This window comes from Pseudomonas nitroreducens, assembly GCF_010994165.1.
Taxonomy (GTDB): Bacteria; Pseudomonadota; Gammaproteobacteria; order Pseudomonadales; family Pseudomonadaceae; genus Pseudomonas; species Pseudomonas nitroreducens.
In genome coordinates this window covers 166,497-183,135 of sequence record NZ_WMBX01000006.1, presented here as the reverse complement: position 1 = coordinate 183,135, position 16,639 = coordinate 166,497, and the positions used below count along the sequence as shown (strand labels likewise).

Below are 16,639 nucleotides of genomic sequence, written 5' to 3'. Positions count from 1 at the left end.
GGAATGGGTCGTTCAGCATACGGCAAGTCAGCGCACGGCCGGCGGTAGGAAATCTCCCTTCCCCTCCTCCGCCCCCATGGCTAAGCTCGCTGCACAAGAACTCTGCAGAGGCGCTCCCATGGCTCAGCACTGGCCGGCGACCGAGATCGCGACCCTGATCCTCGAAGGCTTCGACGACTACCGCGCGCAGTTCCACCGGATCACCGCCGGCGCGCCGGCGCGCTTCGAACAGGCACATTGGCAGGAAGCGCAGCAGGCCTCGGCCGAGCGCATCAACCTGTACGAGGAAAAAGTCGCCGAGACCGTCGAGCGCCTGACCCGCGCCATGGCCGGCATCGACCTGGTGGACGTGGAGCGCTGGCCCATCGCCAAGAGCGCCTACATCACCCTGATCGACCCGCGGCTGGACGACGAGCTGGCGGAAACCTGGTTCAACTCGATCTTCTGCGGCCTGTTCAGCCACGACAACATCAGCGACGGCACGATGTTCGTCCACACCACCCGGCCCGCGCTGCGTGCCCACTCCCGTGATCCGCACACGCGCCTCTACCGCCCCGGCGGCAAGCTGCGCCAGGCGCTGGAGCGCATCTTCGACGACTACCGGTTCGCCGTGGACTACGACGACCGCGAGCGCGACCTGGAGCGTATGGATCACCTGCTGCACGCCAACCTGCCGGACTGGGTGTGCAAGGACCCGACCCTGACCATCGAGCTGATCGGTTCGGTGTTCTACCGCAACAAGGGCGCCTACCTGGTGGGCCGCCTGTTCACTCCCGAAGAGCAATGGCCGCTGGTGTTCCCGCTGGTGCACCACGAAGGGCGCGGCATCCAGTTCGACACGGTGATCACCGACGAGGCCGAGGTCTCGATCATCTTCTCCTTCACCCGCTCCTACTTCATGGTCGACGCGCCGGTGCCGGCAGAAATGGTCGCCTTTCTCAAGCGCCTGCTGCCGGGCAAGCACATCGCCGAGCTGTACACCTCCATCGGCTTCTACAAGCAGGGCAAGAGCGAGTTCTACCGCGCGCTGATCAACCACCTGGCGGCCACCGACGACCGCTTCGTCATGGCCCCCGGTGTGCGCGGCATGGTGATGAGCGTGTTCACGCTGCCGGGCTTCAACACGGTGTTCAAGATCATCAAGGACAACTTCAACCCGGCCAAGACCGTGGACCACGCCACGGTGATCCAGAAGTACCAGTTGGTGAAGAACCACGACCGCGTCGGCCGCCTGGCCGACACCCAGCAGTTCGCCGACTTCCGCTTCCCGGTGAGCAAGTTCGAACCCGACTGCCTGGCCGAGCTGCTGGACGTGGCGCCCTCCACCGTGGTGCTGGAAGGCGATGTGGTGCTGATCCGCCATTGCTGGACGGAGCGCCGCATGACCCCGCTGAACCTGTACCTGGAACAGGCCACCGAGGCCCAGGTGCACGAGGCGCTGTACGACTACGGTCTGGCGATCAAGCAACTGGCGGCGGCTAATATCTTCCCCGGCGACATGCTGCTGAAGAACTTCGGCGTCACCCGCCACGGCCGTGTGGTGTTCTACGACTACGACGAGATCAGCTACCTGACCGAGGTGCACTTCCGCCACATCCCGCCGGCGCGCTACGAGGAAGACGAGCTGTCCTCCGAGCCCTGGTACTCGGTGGGGCCGATGGACGTGTTCCCCGAGGAGTTCCCGCGTTTCCTGTTCGTCGACCTGAAGCTGCGCCGGCAATTCGCCAAGCTGCACGGCAACCTGTTCGATGCCGACTACTGGAAGGGATTACAGGAACAGATTCGCGCAGGGAAGGTGATCGATGTGTTCCCCTACCGCCGCCATGAATCACCGGAGGAAGCGCTGACGCGCTGATCCCGCTCGCTGCCCCGGCCAACAGGAAAAACGCGCCAATCGGCGCGTTTTTCATGGGCGGCGTGCACTCAGATTTCCACCTGCGTCCCCAGTTCGATCACTCGGTTCAGCGGCAGGTTGAAGTAACGCAGGTTGCCGTTGGCGTTCTTCAGCAGGAAGGCGAACAGTGCCTCGCGCCAGCGCGCCATGCCGATCAGCTTGGACGGGATCACCGTCTCGCGGCTGAGGAAGTAGGTGGTGCGCATCGGGCTGAAGTCCAGCTCGTTGAGGTGGCACAGCTTGAGCGCCTGCGGGATGTCCGGGTCCTCGATGAAGCCGAAGTGCAGCACCACGCGGAAGAAGCCCTCGCCGTAGGCGTCCACCTCGAAGCGACGGTCCGGGGCAACCCGCGGGCTGTCTTCGTTGACCACGGTGAGCAGGACGACCTGCTCGTGCAGCACCTGGTTGTGCAGGAGGTTGTGCAACAGCGCGTGAGGCACGGCGTCGGTGCGCGCGGTGAGGAACACCGCAGTGCCCTGCACGCGGTGCGGCGGCTGCGAGCGGATGCTGGAGATGAACAACGGCAGCGGCAGCGAGCCTTCGTCGAGACGGTCCACCAGCAGTTGGCGGCCGCGCTTCCAGGTGGTCATCAGGATGAACAGGCCGATACCGGCGACCACCGGGAAGGCACCACCCTGGACGACCTTGGGCAGGTTCGCGGCGAAGAACAAGGTGTCGACGAGCAGCATCATCAGGAAGAACGGAATCGCCAGCCACAGCGGCCACTTCCACATCAGCCAGATCACCACGCCCATCAGCAGCGTGGTCATCAGCATGGTGCCGGTCACCGCGACGCCGTACGCCGAGGCCAGCGCGGCGGAGGACTCGAAGCCCAGCACCAGCAGCACCACGCCGACCATCAGTGCCCAGTTCACCATGCCGATGTAGATCTGCCCCTGCTCGTGGCTGGAGGTGTGCTGGATCACCATGCGCGGCACGTAGCCGAGCTGGATGGCCTGACGGGTCAGGGAGAAGGCGCCGGAGATCACGGCCTGCGACGCAATCACCGTGGCCGCGGTGGACAGCGCCACCAGGGGCACCAGCGCCCAGCTCGGCGCCGTCAGGTAGAAGGGATTACGCGCGGCTTCGGCGTTGACCAGGATGGTCGCGCCCTGGCCGAAATAGTTGAGCACCAACGCCGGCAGCACCAGGGCGAACCAGGCACGGGCGATGGGCTTGCGGCCGAAGTGGCCCATGTCAGCGTACAACGCCTCGGCGCCGGTCAGCGCCAGCACGGTGGCGCCGAGGATCGCTACGCCGATGCCCGGATGCGAAATGAAGAAGTTGAGCGCCCAACCCGGACTCATTGCCTTCAGCACTTCCGGTTGCTGCGCCACGCCATAGATACCCAGCGCCGCCAGCGCAAGGAACCAGGCCACCATCACCGGGCCGAAGAGGATGCCGATGCGCGCGGTCCCGTGCTTCTGGATGAGGAACAGGCCGACCAGCACGATCAGCGAAAGCGGCACGACCCAGTGCTCCAGCCCGTCGAAGGCGATTTCCAGGCCCTCGATCGCGGAAAGCACCGAAATCGCCGGAGTGATCATGCTGTCGCCATAGAACAGCGCCGCGCCGATCAGCCCGGCGATCACCACCATCGCCTGCAACTTGTGGCGCCCGGTAGCGGCGCGACGGGCCAGAGCCGACAGCGCCATTACCCCGCCCTCGCCCTGGTTGTCGGCGCGTAGGACGAAGATCACGTACTTGATCGACACCACCCAGATCAGCGACCAGAAGATCAGCGACAGCACGCCCAGCACGCCGTCGTGGTTGGCCTGCACACCATAACCGCCCACGAAGACTTCCTTCAGGGTGTACAGCGGGCTGGTACCGATATCGCCATAGCACACGCCCACGGCACCGACCATCAGGCCGATCGCGGAGCTCGAGTGGGGCTGTTCATGCTCAACGGTGCCGGCGCTTGCATCGGACATGTAACAAAATTCCTCAAAAAAATTCGGCGCATCCTGCTCCGACCCATTCGTCGATGCAAGAGCCGGGTTCGAAGGTTCTGATTGACTATAGAGCCTGTTGCCCGGAATTACCGGGCGCAAGGGGTTGTCCGGCGGCGTGCGACAGCTTGTCCCAGAGAGGCTGGTCAAGTGCGCGGGACGCCGCTAGAATTGCGCACTTTTTGATCAGAGGCGCCGCCAGCGCGCCCTTCGAGGTTAGCCGCACATGTCCACCGCCACCCCCAAAGTAGGATTCGTCTCGCTCGGATGCCCGAAAGCGACTGTCGACTCCGAACGCATCCTCACCCAACTGCGCATGGAAGGGTACGAAATCGTCCCCACCTACCAGGACGCGGACGTGGTGGTGGTGAACACCTGCGGCTTCATCGACAGCGCCAAGGCCGAATCCCTGGACGCCATCGGCGAAGCCATCGCCGAGAACGGCAAGGTGATCGTCACCGGTTGCATGGGCGTGGCTGAAGACAGCATTCGTGACGTGCACCCCAGCGTGCTGGCCGTGACCGGCCCGCAGCAGTACGAGCAGGTGGTCAATGCCGTCCACGAGGTGATTCCGCCCAAGGCCGAGCACAACCCGCTGATCGACCTGGTGCCACCGCAGGGCATCAAGCTGACCCCGCGCCACTACGCCTACCTGAAGATTTCCGAAGGCTGCAACCACAGCTGCAGCTTCTGCATCATCCCGTCGATGCGCGGCAAGCTGGTCAGCCGCCCGGTGGGCGACGTGCTCAGCGAAGCCCAGCGCCTGGTGAAAGCCGGTGTGAAGGAACTGCTGGTGATCTCCCAGGACACCAGCGCCTACGGTGTGGACCTGAAGTACAAGATGGACTTCTGGGATGGCCAGCCGGTGAAGACCCGCATGCTGGAGCTGTGCCAGGCGCTCTCCTCGATGGGCGTATGGGTGCGCCTGCACTATGTTTACCCGTATCCCAACGTCGACGACGTGATCCCGCTGATGGCCGAGGGCAAGCTGCTGCCCTACCTGGACATCCCCTTCCAGCACGCCAGCCCGAAAGTGCTCAAGTCCATGAAGCGCCCCGCCTTCGAGGACAAGACCCTGGCGCGTATCAAGAAGTGGCGCGAGATCTGCCCCGAGCTGACCATCCGCTCCACCTTCATCGTCGGCTTCCCCGGCGAGACCGAGGACGACTTCCAGTACCTGCTCGACTGGCTGACCGAAGCCCAGCTCGACCGCGTCGGCTGCTTCCAGTACTCCCCGGTGGAAGGCGCCCCGGCCAACGACCTGGGCCTGGAAGTCGTCCCCGATGACGTCAAGCAGGACCGTTGGGAGCGCTTCATGGCACACCAGCAGGCCATTTCCGCCGCACGCCTGCAGCTGAAGATCGGCAAGGAAATCGACGTGCTGATCGACGAAGTGGATGACGAAGGCGCGGTCGGCCGCTCCTTCGCCGACGCCCCGGAAATCGACGGCGCCGTGTACATCGACAGCTTCGATGTGAAGCCGGGCGACAAGGTGCGCGTGCGCATCACCGACGCCGACGAGTACGACCTCTGGGCCGAACTGGTCTGATCCGCAAAAGCCCCGCTGATGCGGGGCTTTTCATTTCTGCTATTGGAAAGCCCATGACCAACAACGACGTACTGCGCAGCCTGCGCTACCTGCTGGACATCCGCGATGCGCAGGTCGCCGAGATCACCGCGCTGGCCGGCTTCAACCTCAGCACCGAGGATGTCGGCGCCTTCCTCGCCCGCGACGACGAGCCGGAGTTCAAGCCCTGCAGCGACCGCGTGCTGGCGCACTTCCTCGACGGCCTGATCGTGCATCGCCGTGGCCGCGACGAATCGCGCCCGCTGCCGCCGGTGGAACTGCCGCTGACCAACAACATCACCCTGAAGAAACTGCGCGTGGCCTTCGAACTGCGCGACGACGATATCCTCGCGATCCTCGACAGCGTCAGCTTCATCGTCACCAAGACAGAACTGGGCGCGCTGTTCCGCAAACCCGGCCACAACAACTACCGACCCTGCGGCGATCAGTTGCTGCGCAACTTCCTCAAGGGCCTGACGCAGCGCCAGCAGCGCTGAGATCGACATGCTCTATCGCCTGGCCGCCGACGCCGTTGTCCTGTTCCATCTGGGCTTCATCCTCTTCGCGCTGCTCGGCGGCCTGCTGGTGCTGCGCTGGCCGCGCCTGGCGTGGCTGCACGTACCGGCGGCGGTCTGGGGCATGGCGGTGGAATTCCTCCACCTCTATTGCCCGCTCACGCCGCTGGAGAATCACTTCCGCGCCCTGGCCGGCGACCAGGGCTACAGCGGCGGCTTCATCGAGCATTACCTGATCCCGCTGATCTACCCCGCCGGCCTGACCGAGGCAACCCAGGTCGTCCTCGGCCTCATCGTGGCCGCAGTCAATCTGCCGCCTTACCTGCTTCTGCTGCGCCGGGTGCTGCGTTCGCGCTGAGCGGCTTGTCCATCGGCAGATAGGCCAGGCTCGCCTCCTTGTTCTTCGCGTGCCCCAGGCGCTGGCCATTGTTGAGCCCGGACTCGATCAGCCGGTGATCCGCCGTCAGCCAGTTCAGCGGCTGCGTACCTTCATGGGTCACCTGGGAAACGATCAGGGTGCGCGCCGGGTCCCAGTCCTCGCCGGTGCGCTGGCGCAGCCAGGCGAACAACGCGGCGCTGTCGCCCTGCGGATAATCGGAATGGATATAGAGGAAGGGATGGGCCTGCCGTTCGCCATGCTTCTGCAGATAGATCGGCAGGCGCGCGTCGTCATCGCCGAGGACCAGTACCCGCCACTGCGACCAGGGCGCCGTCTGCTCCGCGGCGGCACGCACCTCCCTGGCGAACAGCGGAACCCCGCCGCCAGCATTGCTCCATGGGTACGCCACGCCCACCACCAGCAGCATCACCACCGCTGCGGCGCCGACCGCCCGCGGCCAGGCACGCCCCAGCCCGGCCAGCTTGCGTTCATGCCGCCACTCGATCACCCACCACGCCCCCAACAGTTGCGCGAACGGCACCAGCGGAAGCACGTAATAACTGCGCCGGCCACCGCTGGCAGTGAAGAACGCGAACAGCAACACCAGCGCCCAGACCAGCCAGCGCGCGTCGGGCTCCAGCTGCTTCCAGCGACGCGCAGCGAACCACAGGCCGAGCACCCACAGCGGTGCCCAGGGCAGCGTGTAGGCCGGCAGATAGAGCAGGTAGGTGTAAATCGGCCCCTCGTGGTCGAAGGGCTGGAAGAAACGCACCACGTTCTCGCGGAATACCAGCGCCAGCCCGCTCTCGCCGTAGCTGGGCTGGCCGTAGAAGTGCGACAGCACGAAGGGAATCGCATACACGCCACCGGCCACTACCAGCGCCACCAGCAACCGCAGGTTCAGGTGCCGGCGCCAGCGTCCCTCGCTGAGCAGATGCGGCAGCAGCACCAGCCCCGGCAGGACGAAACCGATCAGCCCCTTGCACAGCGACGTCAGCGAGAGGATCAGGAAGAAGCCCACGTAGCTCCTGAACCGCGTGTCCTCCGGGTCACGCCAGTACCAGGCCAGCGCCGCCAGCACGCCGAACACCGTGAGCATGTCCGCCGTCGCCACCCGCGCCCAGAACAGGAAGTAGAAAGTGGTCGCCAGCAGCCAGCCGGCCAGCAGTCCGGTGCCCTTGCGCAGCAGGCGTTCGCCCAGCCACCAGGTGAGCCAGATGCTGCCCAGCCCGGCCAGCACGGTGCTGAGGCGCAGCGTCCAATGGTTGAGACCGAACAGGCTGGCCGGCGCGGTGATCAGCCAGTAGGACAGCAATGGTTTGTCGTAGTACGGCGCCCCACGCAGGTAGGGATCGAAGTAGTCGCCTGACTGCAGCATCTGCAACGAGATATCCGCCCAGCGCACTTCCGGGCCCCAGACCTCGCGCCAGCCCAACCCGAACAGCAACAGCAGCGCCGAGACGCCCAATAGCAGCGCCAATGCCTTCCGATCCTTGCTCCAACCCTGCATCACCTGGCCCCGACCAACCGAATGTGCGGCGGACACTAGGGCAACGAAGGTTATGCGCAGGTTAAGAAAATGCAGCCGTCGCGTAATGCGCCGCCATTTCCCGATTGGATAGTGCTCGGAGCGCCCCGCTCATCCCGCTAGGGTGAGGCGAAAAACCAGCCAGGAGAGGCTCATGCACCCGTACTTTTCCCTCGCAGGCAAGACCGCACTGGTCACCGGCGGCACCCGCGGCATTGGCCGGATGATCGCCCAGGGCCTGCTCGAAGCCGGCGCCAGCGTCATCGTCTGCGCCCGCGATGGCGCCGCCTGCGCCGACACCGCCGCCGAGCTGTCGCAGTACGGCGAGTGCATCGGCCTGCGGGCCAACCTCGCCACCGAGGAAGGCGCCCGTGCACTGGCCGCCGAGCTTAACGAGCGCCTGGATCACCTCGACATTCTGGTCAACAATGCCGGCACCACCTGGGGCGCGCCGCTGGAAAGCTACCCGGCCTCGGGCTGGGAGAAGGTCATGCAGCTCAACGTCACCGCCGTGTTCAGCTGCATCCAGCAACTGCTGCCGCTGCTGAAGAAGGCCGGCAGTGCGCAGAGTCCGGCACGGGTGATCAACATCGGCTCGGTGGCCGGCGTCACTTCCCACGGCGAGAACGCCTATGCCTACGGCCCGAGCAAGGCTGCGCTGCACCAGCTGTCGCGCATGCTCGCCCGCGAACTGGTGGGCGACCACATCAACGTCAACGTCATCGCCCCCGGCCGCTTCCCCAGCAAGATGACCCGCCACATCGCCAACGACGAGCAGGCCATGGCCGAGGACACCGCCGTCATCCCCATGCGCCGCTGGGGCCGCGAGGAAGAAATGTCCGCTTTGGCAATAAGCCTGGCGAGCGCTGCCGGCGCCTACATGACCGGCAATATCATCCCCATCGACGGCGGCTTCCACCTCGGCTGAAGCCCGCTGCCAGGGGAATCGGGTACCATGGCGGCCCCTGCAACAGCCTCTGCCGCCATGTCCCACACCCTCTCGCCCATCGGCTACGTCCGCTCCTGCTTCAAGGAGAAGTTCGCCATCCCGCGCCAGCCGCAACTGGCTCCGGCCGCGACCGGTGTGCTGGAACTGCTGCCGCCGTTCGACACGGGCGATGCTGTGGCAGGCCTGGAGCAGGTCAGCCACGTCTGGCTGATCTTCCTCTTCCACCAGGCGCTGGAAGACAAGCCACGGCTCAAGGTGCGCCCGCCGCGCCTGGGCGGGAACCAGTCGATGGGCGTCTTCGCCACCCGCGCCACCCACCGCCCCAACGGCCTCGGCCAATCCGTGGTGAAACTGGAAAAGGTCGAGCCCGACCGGCTCTGGCTGTCCGGCATCGACCTGCTCGATGGCACGCCGGTGATCGACATCAAGCCGTACGTGCCCTACGCGGACATCGTGGTCGAAGCGCGCAACGCCATCGCCGACGCCCCTCCCGCCCCCATCGCCGTGCACTGGGACGACGAAGCCCTGCGCCAGGCTCGTGAACATGGCCAGCGCCTCGGTCAGCCGGTGCGCGAGCTGATCGAGCAGTGCCTCGCCCAGGATCCCCGCCCGGCCTACCAGAAGCCGCCGCCCGAGCGCCGCTACGGCGTGCGCCTGTGGGACCTGGATGTGCACTGGCACTACCCCACCGATGGCGAAATCTGCGTGCTGGACGTACAGCGCGCCGCCAACTGAATCCTGCCTCAGTCCACCGGATTGAGGGCGATCACGTCGCTCTCGAAGCACTCCTGCTCGATGATCAGCGGCTCCACCAGCGGGCGGCTGTCGCGGAAGTGCGCGGTCTGCGTGTGCGCCTCGTAGGCCGCGTCGTCGCGGTAGATCTCGTAGAGGTAGATCACGTCCGGATCAAGGCGATCCTGGGACACATCGAAGACCAGGCAGCCCGGCTCGCTGGACACGGAAGCAGCGGCGTTGGCCTTGATGGCGTGGAGGAAATCCTCGGCGCTACCGGGTTTGACACGGGTCTTGATGAACAGACTGTACACAGGGCGTTCCTTTTGTTTTAAATTTGAAAATAAATTGTATACAAAAAAGGAACCTCGTTCATGTCCGATCTCCCTGCCCGCCCCGGCCGCCTCAACGGCCTGCGCCATCTCGCCCTGCTGGTGCCGAACCTGGAAGAGTGCGAGCGCTTCTATGTCGATGTGCTCGGCATGGAGGTGCTGAACCGTGCCAACGAGGACCTGGTGTACCTCACCTGCGGCAACGACAACCTCTCGCTGGGCCGCGGCTTCGGTGCCGCCAACGGGCTGCAGACCATGGATCACTATGGTTTCGTGGTGGACAGCGTGGAAGAGCTGGAAGCCTGGTACCAGTATTTCAAGGCACGCGGTGTGACGCTGCTGGACCGCCCGTTCGACCATGGCGACGGCGCGCGCAGCTTCCACCTGCTGGACCCGGCGGGGAACAAGGTGCAGCCGCTGTATCACCCGGCGGTGTCGGGGCAGCGGTTGGTCTGACGCCCTGATAGGAGCGAGCTTGCTCGCGAACGAGGACGCACCGTGCCTTGCAGGTTCGCGAGCAAGCTCACTCCTGCAAAGAGCTGCTACCGGGGGCAGAAATCCAGGCATAAAAAACGCCGCGTTCCCAAGGGAATCGCGGCGTTCTTTCAACTGAACCGTCGGACGCTGCTTACTTCTCGACGAAGGCGCGCTCGATCAGGTAGTCGCCGGGCTCGCCCATGCGTGGGGAGATCTGCAGGCCGAAGCTGTTCAGCACTTCGCTGGTCTCGTCGAGCATGCTCGGGCTGCCGCAGATCATGGCGCGGTCGTCCTGCGGGTTCATCGGCGGCAGGCCGATGTCGGCGAACAGCTTGCCGCTGCGCATCAGGTCGGTCTGGCGGCCCATGCTGTGGAACTCTTCACGGGTGACCAGCGGGCAATAGATCAACTTCTCTTTCACCATGTCGCCGAAGTACTCGTGCTCCGGCAGGACCTTGGTGATGAAGTCCGCGTAAGCGAGCTCGCTGACCCAGCGCACGCCATGGACCAGGATGACCTTCTCGAAGCGCTCGTAGACTTCCGGGTCCTGGATCACCGACAGGAACGGCGCCATGCCGGTGCCGGTGCTCAGCAGGTACAGGTGCTTGCCGGGCTTGAGGTCGTCCAGCACCAGGGTGCCGGTGGGCTTGCGGCTGACCATCAGCTCGTCGCCTTCCTTCAGGTGCTGCAGACGCGAAGTCAGCGGACCGTCCGGGACCTTGATGCTGAAGAACTCCAGGTGCTCTTCGTAGTTCGGGCTGGCGATGCTGTACGCGCGCATCAGCGGACGACCGTTGACTTCCAGGCCGATCATCACGAATTGACCGGTCTTGAAGCGCAGACCCGGGTTACGGGTGGTCTTGAAGCTGAAGAGGGTGTCGTTCCAGTGGTGCACGCTGAGAACGCGCTCGGTGTACAGGTTGCTCATCAAGGACTCCTAGGAGAAACGTGGCGCACCCCAGCAGATCCCGGACGTAGCGCAATTGCGCGACATTTTATAGGCGGCGACAATATCCGCAAAATAAATTATCTGGATATTGCTAATCCAAAACGCAGATAAGGCCGCATCATGTCGCCGCAAAAGGATACCTTCCGGGCATTCCGGCACCGGGGCGACGAAATGTCGCGCAGCCTTTTCGGAGCCATCGTCCATGAAATTCACCCTGCGCCAGCTCGAAGTCTTCGTCGCCGTCGCCCAGCAGGAAAGCGTCTCCCGCGCCGCTGCAGGGCTGTCCATGTCGCAGTCGGCGACCAGCACCGCCCTGGGCGAGCTGGAGCGGCAGTTCGACTGCAAGTTGTTCGATCGCTCCGGCAAACGCCTGACCCTCAACGCCCTCGGCCGCCAGTTGCTACCCCAGGCAGTGGCGCTGCTGGACCGCGGCAGCGAGATCGAAAACATGCTCAACGGCAAGAGCGCCTTCGGCTCGCTGGACCTGGGCGCCACCCTGACCATCGGCAACTACCTGGCGACCCTGCTGATCGGCACCTTCATGCAGCGCCAGCCCGACTGCCGGGTGCGCCTGCACGTGCACAACACCGCCCACGTGGTGCAGCGCGTGGCGCACTACGAACTCGACCTCGGGCTGATCGAAGGCGACTGCCAGCACCCGGACATCGAGGTGCAGCCCTGGATGGAAGACGAACTGGTGGTGTTCTGCGCACCGCAGCACCCACTTGCCCGCGAAGGCCACGCGAGCCTGGAGCGGCTGACGGAAGAAGCCTGGATCCTGCGGGAACAGGGTTCCGGCACGCGGCTGACCTTCGACCAGGCCATGCGACACCACGTGGAGCCGCTGAACGTGCGGCTGGAGCTGGAACACACCGAGGCGATCAAACGTGCGGTGGAGTCAGGGCTGGGCATCGGCTGCATCTCGCGCCTGGCCCTGCGCGACGCCTTCCGCCGCGGTAGCCTGGTCCCGGTGGAAACCCCGGACCTGGACCTGCGCCGGCAGTTCTACTTCATCTGGCACCGGCAGAAATACCAGACCGCGACCATGCGCGAGTTCCTGGAACTGTGCCGCAGCGAAACCGCCGGGGTGACGCGCAGCGACGATATTGTCCTGCCGATGATTCCCTGAAGTGTGCTTTTTTGTAGGACCGAGGGGGCGCCCAACCCTTGCTCGCGAACGCTTCAAACCTGCGACATCAGTGTCAGGCCGTTCGCGAGCAAGCTCGTTCCTACAGGCCGTCAGCCGAGCAGGATGCCCGCCCAGGTCACGGTGATGATGGTCAGCGCGACGAACTGGGCCGCACTTCCCATGTCCTTGGCGTTCTTCGACAGCGGATGACGCTCCAGGGAAACCCGGTCCACCACCGCCTCGATGGCGGAATTGAGCAGTTCGACGATCAGCGCCAGCAGGCACACGGCGATCATCAGCGCGCGCTCGCCGCGGGTCACATCGCAGAAGAACGACAGCGGGATCAGGATGACGTTGATCAGCACCAGTTGGCGGAAGGCCGCTTCACCCTTGAAGGCGGCGGCGAAGCCGGCCAGCGAGTAGCCGGCGGCGTTGAAGATGCGTTTCAGGCCGGTCTGGCCCTTGAAGGGGGAGGCGGACACGTGTGGTTCTCACAGGCAAAGGTCGCGGCACTCTATACCAGCGATCGTCAAAAAGGGGTCAAGGCCATTACAGAATGTAACGGCCCCTGAGCCGGAATATGGTGGCCTCAGGCCCCCGGCACCGACTCCATCTGCGCCAGCAACAGCGCCGCCTGGGTGCGGGTGCGTACGTTCAGCTTGCGGAAGATCGCGGTGACGTGAGCCTTCACCGTGGCTTCGGAGACACTCAGCTCGAAGGCGATCTGCTTGTTCAGCAGGCCTTCGCAGACCATGGTCAGCACACGGAACTGCTGCGGCGTCAGGCTGGCCAGGCCAGCGCTGGCGGCGCGCACGTCATCGCTCATCTCGGTCACGGCATCCACCTGCGGCGGCCACCAGACGTCACCATCGAGCACCGCCCGCACGGCCTGCTGCAGCACACTCAGTTCGCTGGACTTGGGGATGAAGCCACTGGCGCCGAACTCACGGGAGCGCTGTACCACGGCGGCATCTTCCTGGGCCGAGACCATCACCACCGGGATCTGCGGGTACTGCCCGCGCAACAGCACCAGGCCGGAGAAGCCGTAGGCGCCGGGCATGTTGAGGTCCAGCAGCACCAGATCCCAGTCGGCCTTCTCGTTCAGGCGCGTCTCCAGCTCCGCGATACTCGCGGCCTCCGACAGTCGCGCCTCGGGACCAAGACCGATGGTCAGGGCCTGGTGCAGGGCACTGCGGAACAGCGGGTGATCGTCAGCGATCAGGATCTCGTAGGAAGCCATGAATTTTCCTTGAAGGCCGCGTCGAAGTACTGCCGTGGATAACAGCCAGACTTGCGCAGGAAAGGTCGGAGCACGGATAGAGCACTGCTTGTCGCATTGTACGCAAAGACAACCCTCGGTGTCCGCCGCGAATACATCGCCCAACGGTACATGCAGCGTGGTTTCAAAGCCCCTGCCAGTGTACCCGCCGAGAAGCCGCTCCCCTTTCCAAAGGCCCGGTGTTACGGCAGAGTTCCGCTTTTTTTCCTGCCTGTTACGAGAACAAGATGAAAAGCCATGCGCTACGCGCCGATATCCTGATGCTGTTCACCGCGATGATCTGGGGGGTCTCCTTCGTCGCGCAACGCCTCGGGATGGATGCCATCGGTCCCTTCCTCTATACCGGCCTGCGCTTCACCCTCGGCGCCGTGGCACTGCTGCCGCTGCTGGCCTGGTCGAGCAAGCGTGGCGCCCAGCCGTTCAACCGGGGCCAGATCCTCGCGGGCCTGGCCATCGGCACCGCACTGACCGTGGGGATCAACCTGCAGCAGGTTGGCCTGATGTTCACCAGCGTGACCAATTCCGGCTTCATCACCGGCCTGTACGTCATCATCGTGCCGCTGCTCGGCCTGCTGATCGGCCATCGAGCCGGCATGGGCACCTGGCTGGGTGCCGCGCTGGCCGTGACCGGCATGGCCATGCTGAGCATCGGCCCGGGCTTTCACGTCGCCTCCGGTGACTGGCTGCAATTGACCGGTGCCTTCGTCTGGGGCGGCCACGTCCTGCTCGTCGGCCTGTTCGCCAGCCGCTATGACCCGATCCGTCTGGCCTTCCTGCAGTTCGTCACCTGCGCGGTGGTGAGCATGATCCTGGCCGTGGTGTTCGAAGAGATTCACTGGGATGCCATCGTCCAGGCCGCCCCCGCCCTGATCTACGGCGGCCTGTTCGGCGTCGCCACCGGCTTCACCCTGCAGGTCATCGCGCAGAAGCACGCCATCGCCTCCCACGCGGCGATCATCCTCTCGCTGGAGGCGGTGTTCGCTGCCATCGCCGGTGCGCTGTTCCTCGACGAGACCCTGCATGTGCGCGGTTACTTCGGCTGCGCGCTGATGCTGGCCGGCATGCTGGTGGCACAGCTTTGGCCGAAGAAAGCCGAGGTGAAGGCGGTCTGATCTCTACTGCATAACGGAGCGAGACTGTTCGCGAGCAAGCTCGCTCCTGCAGGCTGGGGATTCGGCGGCACGAGCGCTCTTCGTAAGAGCAAGCTTGCTCGCGAACCGCACACCTCGGCGCCCACCCTGAAAATCACATTCATGCGATGAAGAGCCGATCTAGCGCTCGGTAAACGGTCTCAACGCCTGGTGCGCCGGGCTCTGCTCGTCCAGCGGCTGCTGGCGCTTGGAGCCCAGGTAACGCTCGCTGAACACATCCAGATAAGCGTCCAGCGCATCGCCGGCGCGGCGGTCACCGGCCAGCCCGAGGCAAAGCGCAGCAACTTCGGCGGTGCACAGGTGCTCGTCGAACTTGGAGCGGCGCAGGCGATAGCGTGACAGGGCATCGGGGGTGATGCTCAGCACGGGGAAACGGTCCAGGTAGGGGCTCTTGCGGAACATCTTGCGCGCCTCATTCCAGGTGGCGTCGAGCAGGATGAACAGCGGGCGCTTGCCGGCCTGCGGCTCCACCGTGGTCACTACGCGCTCGGGCTGGACGAACTCGCCGGGGAATACCACATACGGCTGCCACTGCGGATCGTCGAGCAGCGCCAGCAGCGCCGGATCGACCTCGATACGCGACCAGCCGAACGCCCAGGTGTCGGGCACCGTCTCGGCGATCAGCCAGCCGGTATTGCTCGGTTTGAGCGGCTCGGTGTCGAACATCACCAGGCACATCGCCGCGTTGGACTCGACCTGCGGGCGCAGGCCGCACATGCAGTAGTTCGGCCGCAGGCGGCAACCGGGACAGCGTGGCGAGCGCGAGCCACGGGCCACGAAGGGCTTGAGGCAGCGGGCCAGGCGCTCATCACGCAGGCGGGCGACAGCGTGGCTCATCGGGCCACCGGGGTGCGGAAGATCGGACGGTACATCGAAGGCTCGAACGGGGCGACGGGTGCGGACCGCCGATTGTACCAGAGCTGCAACCTGCCTCCCTGTACACGGCCGAGTGGCGATGAAAGTCGCGACCGGCTTCGCGTCATCCCTCGACGAAGTTGGCCGCCTGACGTGCCGGACAGCGGGCTGCGGCAATCGAATCTCGGCAGGGAGGTCGTTTTCGGGGACAATAGGCGGCTGTAATGACCAGCGAACCCGGAAGGCTCGCCACGGTCGAATCGGCACCATTGTCAGGAGATGCCCATGCTGCGCCTCACCGCCCTCGCCCTCTGCCTCGTTCTTCCCGTCGCGCATGCCGCCTCGAAGAAGGACTTCGAACTGACCCAGACCCTGGAAAAGGTCGCCAAGGAAAGCAGCGAAGGCACCCCACGCGCGATCAACGAGGACATCCTCGACCAGGGCTACACCGTCGAGGGCCCGCAACTGATCAACCACCTGAGCGTGCGCGCCAGCCATGCCGAGCGCATGCGCGAAAACCCGGACAGCGTGCGCAGCCAGCTGGGCGACAGCGTCTGCAGTAATACCGCCTACCGCCAACTGCTGGCCGAGGGCGCGATCCTCACCTACAGCTTCACCGAGTACAAGACCAACGCCCCGGTCGCCACCGAGCGTTTCGACGCCGGCAGCTGCAAGATCAAGCTGAAGAAGTAAACCGCCTGCATGCTCGACAAGGAAATGTTGCTGAAGATCGCGCGCACGCCAATGCCCTTCGGCAAGTATCAGGGCCGCATGCTGGTGGACCTGCCGGACGAGTACCTGCTGTGGTTCCACAAGAAGGGCCAGTTCCCGGCCGGCGAACTGGGCCGATTGATGCAACTGACCTTGGAACTGAAGATCGACGGCCTCGACGGCCTGATCAAGCCACTCAAGCGCTGAAGTCCGCGCAACCGCCGGATGGCGGTTGCGCCA

General features: G+C 64.8%; 19 protein-coding genes. 11 read left to right on the top strand and 8 right to left on the bottom strand.

Features of this window, described 5'->3' with window-relative positions:
* Positions 1 to 118 precede the first annotated feature (118 nt).
* Positions 119 to 1,855, top strand: coding sequence for a bifunctional isocitrate dehydrogenase kinase/phosphatase (gene aceK / locus GJV37_RS24720; protein WP_024765278.1), 1,737 nt, complete (start codon positions 119 to 121; stop codon positions 1,853 to 1,855).
* Positions 1,856 to 1,923: 68 nt separating this feature from the next.
* Here the strand turns inward: aceK and GJV37_RS24715 are convergent, their stop codons facing one another.
* The gene (locus GJV37_RS24715; RefSeq protein WP_024765279.1) at positions 1,924 to 3,828 is read right to left on the bottom strand and encodes a potassium transporter Kup; all 1,905 of its coding nucleotides are present in this window, start codon (positions 3,826 to 3,828) and stop codon (positions 1,924 to 1,926) included.
* A gap of 244 nt (positions 3,829 to 4,072) precedes the next feature.
* Between GJV37_RS24715 and rimO the strand changes: the two genes are divergently transcribed.
* The 3 genes from rimO to GJV37_RS24700 are packed head-to-tail and all read left to right on the top strand — an operon-like array spanning position 4,073 to position 6,286.
* On the top strand, positions 4,073 to 5,395 hold the full coding sequence (gene rimO, locus GJV37_RS24710; RefSeq protein WP_084358889.1) for a 30S ribosomal protein S12 methylthiotransferase RimO: 1,323 nt from the start codon (positions 4,073 to 4,075) through the stop codon (positions 5,393 to 5,395).
* Between the two features lie 53 nt (positions 5,396 to 5,448).
* Entirely contained in the window at positions 5,449 to 5,910 is a 462-nt protein-coding gene (locus GJV37_RS24705) for a YehS family protein (protein ID WP_024765281.1), read from the top strand.
* Between the two features lie 7 nt (positions 5,911 to 5,917).
* The gene (locus GJV37_RS24700) at positions 5,918 to 6,286 is read left to right on the top strand and encodes a DUF2784 domain-containing protein (protein WP_169887351.1); all 369 of its coding nucleotides are present in this window, start codon (positions 5,918 to 5,920) and stop codon (positions 6,284 to 6,286) included.
* On the opposite strand, the gene GJV37_RS24695 is transcribed toward GJV37_RS24700, so the two are convergent.
* Positions 6,234 to 7,817 carry an ArnT family glycosyltransferase gene (locus tag GJV37_RS24695; RefSeq protein WP_193453024.1) on the bottom strand — a complete coding sequence of 528 codons (1,584 nt, stop codon included), beginning with the start codon at positions 7,815 to 7,817 and terminating at the stop codon, positions 6,234 to 6,236. The genes GJV37_RS24700 and GJV37_RS24695 overlap by 53 nt on opposite strands.
* A 172-nt stretch (positions 7,818 to 7,989) precedes the next feature.
* On the opposite strand from GJV37_RS24695, the gene GJV37_RS24690 reads away from it, so the two are divergent.
* Complete coding sequence (locus tag GJV37_RS24690) at positions 7,990 to 8,763, top strand: SDR family oxidoreductase (protein WP_193453023.1); 774 nt, start codon at positions 7,990 to 7,992, stop codon at positions 8,761 to 8,763.
* 57 nt (positions 8,764 to 8,820) lie between these two features.
* The gene (gene tsaA, locus GJV37_RS24685) at positions 8,821 to 9,519 is read left to right on the top strand and encodes a tRNA (N6-threonylcarbamoyladenosine(37)-N6)-methyltransferase TrmO (RefSeq protein ID WP_193453022.1); all 699 of its coding nucleotides are present in this window, start codon (positions 8,821 to 8,823) and stop codon (positions 9,517 to 9,519) included.
* Between the two features lie 8 nt (positions 9,520 to 9,527).
* On the opposite strand, the gene GJV37_RS24680 is transcribed toward tsaA, so the two are convergent.
* Positions 9,528 to 9,830: a heme-binding protein gene (locus tag GJV37_RS24680; RefSeq protein WP_024765286.1), complete on the bottom strand. Its 303-nt coding sequence runs from the start codon at positions 9,828 to 9,830 to the stop codon at positions 9,528 to 9,530.
* Positions 9,831 to 9,890: 60 nt separating this feature from the next.
* Here GJV37_RS24680 and GJV37_RS24675 point away from each other — a divergent pair, with 60 nt between their 5' ends.
* Positions 9,891 to 10,304 (top strand): VOC family protein, encoded by a 414-nt coding sequence (locus tag GJV37_RS24675; protein WP_054908175.1) that lies wholly within the window; start codon positions 9,891 to 9,893, stop codon positions 10,302 to 10,304.
* 172 nt (positions 10,305 to 10,476) lie between these two features.
* Here GJV37_RS24675 and fpr read toward each other — a convergent pair whose 3' ends face one another.
* On the bottom strand, positions 10,477 to 11,253 hold the full coding sequence (fpr, locus tag GJV37_RS24670) for a ferredoxin-NADP reductase (protein ID WP_017517998.1): 777 nt from the start codon (positions 11,251 to 11,253) through the stop codon (positions 10,477 to 10,479).
* Positions 11,254 to 11,262: 9 nt separating this feature from the next.
* Complete coding sequence (locus tag GJV37_RS24665; RefSeq protein ID WP_139092913.1) at positions 11,263 to 11,478, bottom strand: hypothetical protein; 216 nt, start codon at positions 11,476 to 11,478, stop codon at positions 11,263 to 11,265.
* On the opposite strand from GJV37_RS24665, the gene GJV37_RS24660 reads away from it, so the two are divergent.
* Positions 11,477 to 12,403, top strand: a complete 927-nt coding sequence (locus tag GJV37_RS24660) for a LysR family transcriptional regulator (protein ID WP_024765289.1) — start codon at positions 11,477 to 11,479, stop codon at positions 12,401 to 12,403. The two genes, GJV37_RS24665 and GJV37_RS24660, sit on opposite strands and share 2 nt — an antisense overlap.
* A 110-nt stretch (positions 12,404 to 12,513) precedes the next feature.
* On the opposite strand, the gene GJV37_RS24655 is transcribed toward GJV37_RS24660, so the two are convergent.
* On the bottom strand, positions 12,514 to 12,885 hold the full coding sequence (locus GJV37_RS24655; protein ID WP_024765290.1) for a diacylglycerol kinase: 372 nt from the start codon (positions 12,883 to 12,885) through the stop codon (positions 12,514 to 12,516).
* Positions 12,886 to 12,992: 107 nt separating this feature from the next.
* Entirely contained in the window at positions 12,993 to 13,643 is a 651-nt protein-coding gene (gene erdR / locus GJV37_RS24650; RefSeq protein ID WP_024765291.1) for a response regulator transcription factor ErdR, read from the bottom strand.
* A gap of 266 nt (positions 13,644 to 13,909) precedes the next feature.
* On the opposite strand from erdR, the gene GJV37_RS24645 reads away from it, so the two are divergent.
* Complete coding sequence (locus GJV37_RS24645) at positions 13,910 to 14,794, top strand: DMT family transporter (RefSeq protein ID WP_024765292.1); 885 nt, start codon at positions 13,910 to 13,912, stop codon at positions 14,792 to 14,794.
* Positions 14,795 to 14,953: 159 nt separating this feature from the next.
* Here GJV37_RS24645 and GJV37_RS24640 read toward each other — a convergent pair whose 3' ends face one another.
* Positions 14,954 to 15,670 (bottom strand): tRNA-uridine aminocarboxypropyltransferase, encoded by a 717-nt coding sequence (locus tag GJV37_RS24640; RefSeq protein ID WP_065084302.1) that lies wholly within the window; start codon positions 15,668 to 15,670, stop codon positions 14,954 to 14,956.
* A 303-nt stretch (positions 15,671 to 15,973) separates the two neighbouring features.
* Between GJV37_RS24640 and GJV37_RS24635 the strand changes: the two genes are divergently transcribed.
* Positions 15,974 to 16,381, top strand: a complete 408-nt coding sequence (locus GJV37_RS24635; protein ID WP_024765294.1) for a quorum-sensing-regulated virulence factor family protein — start codon at positions 15,974 to 15,976, stop codon at positions 16,379 to 16,381.
* Positions 16,382 to 16,390: 9 nt separating this feature from the next.
* The gene (locus GJV37_RS24630) at positions 16,391 to 16,606 is read left to right on the top strand and encodes a DUF3820 family protein (RefSeq protein WP_024765295.1); all 216 of its coding nucleotides are present in this window, start codon (positions 16,391 to 16,393) and stop codon (positions 16,604 to 16,606) included.
* Positions 16,607 to 16,639: the final 33 nt, after the last annotated feature.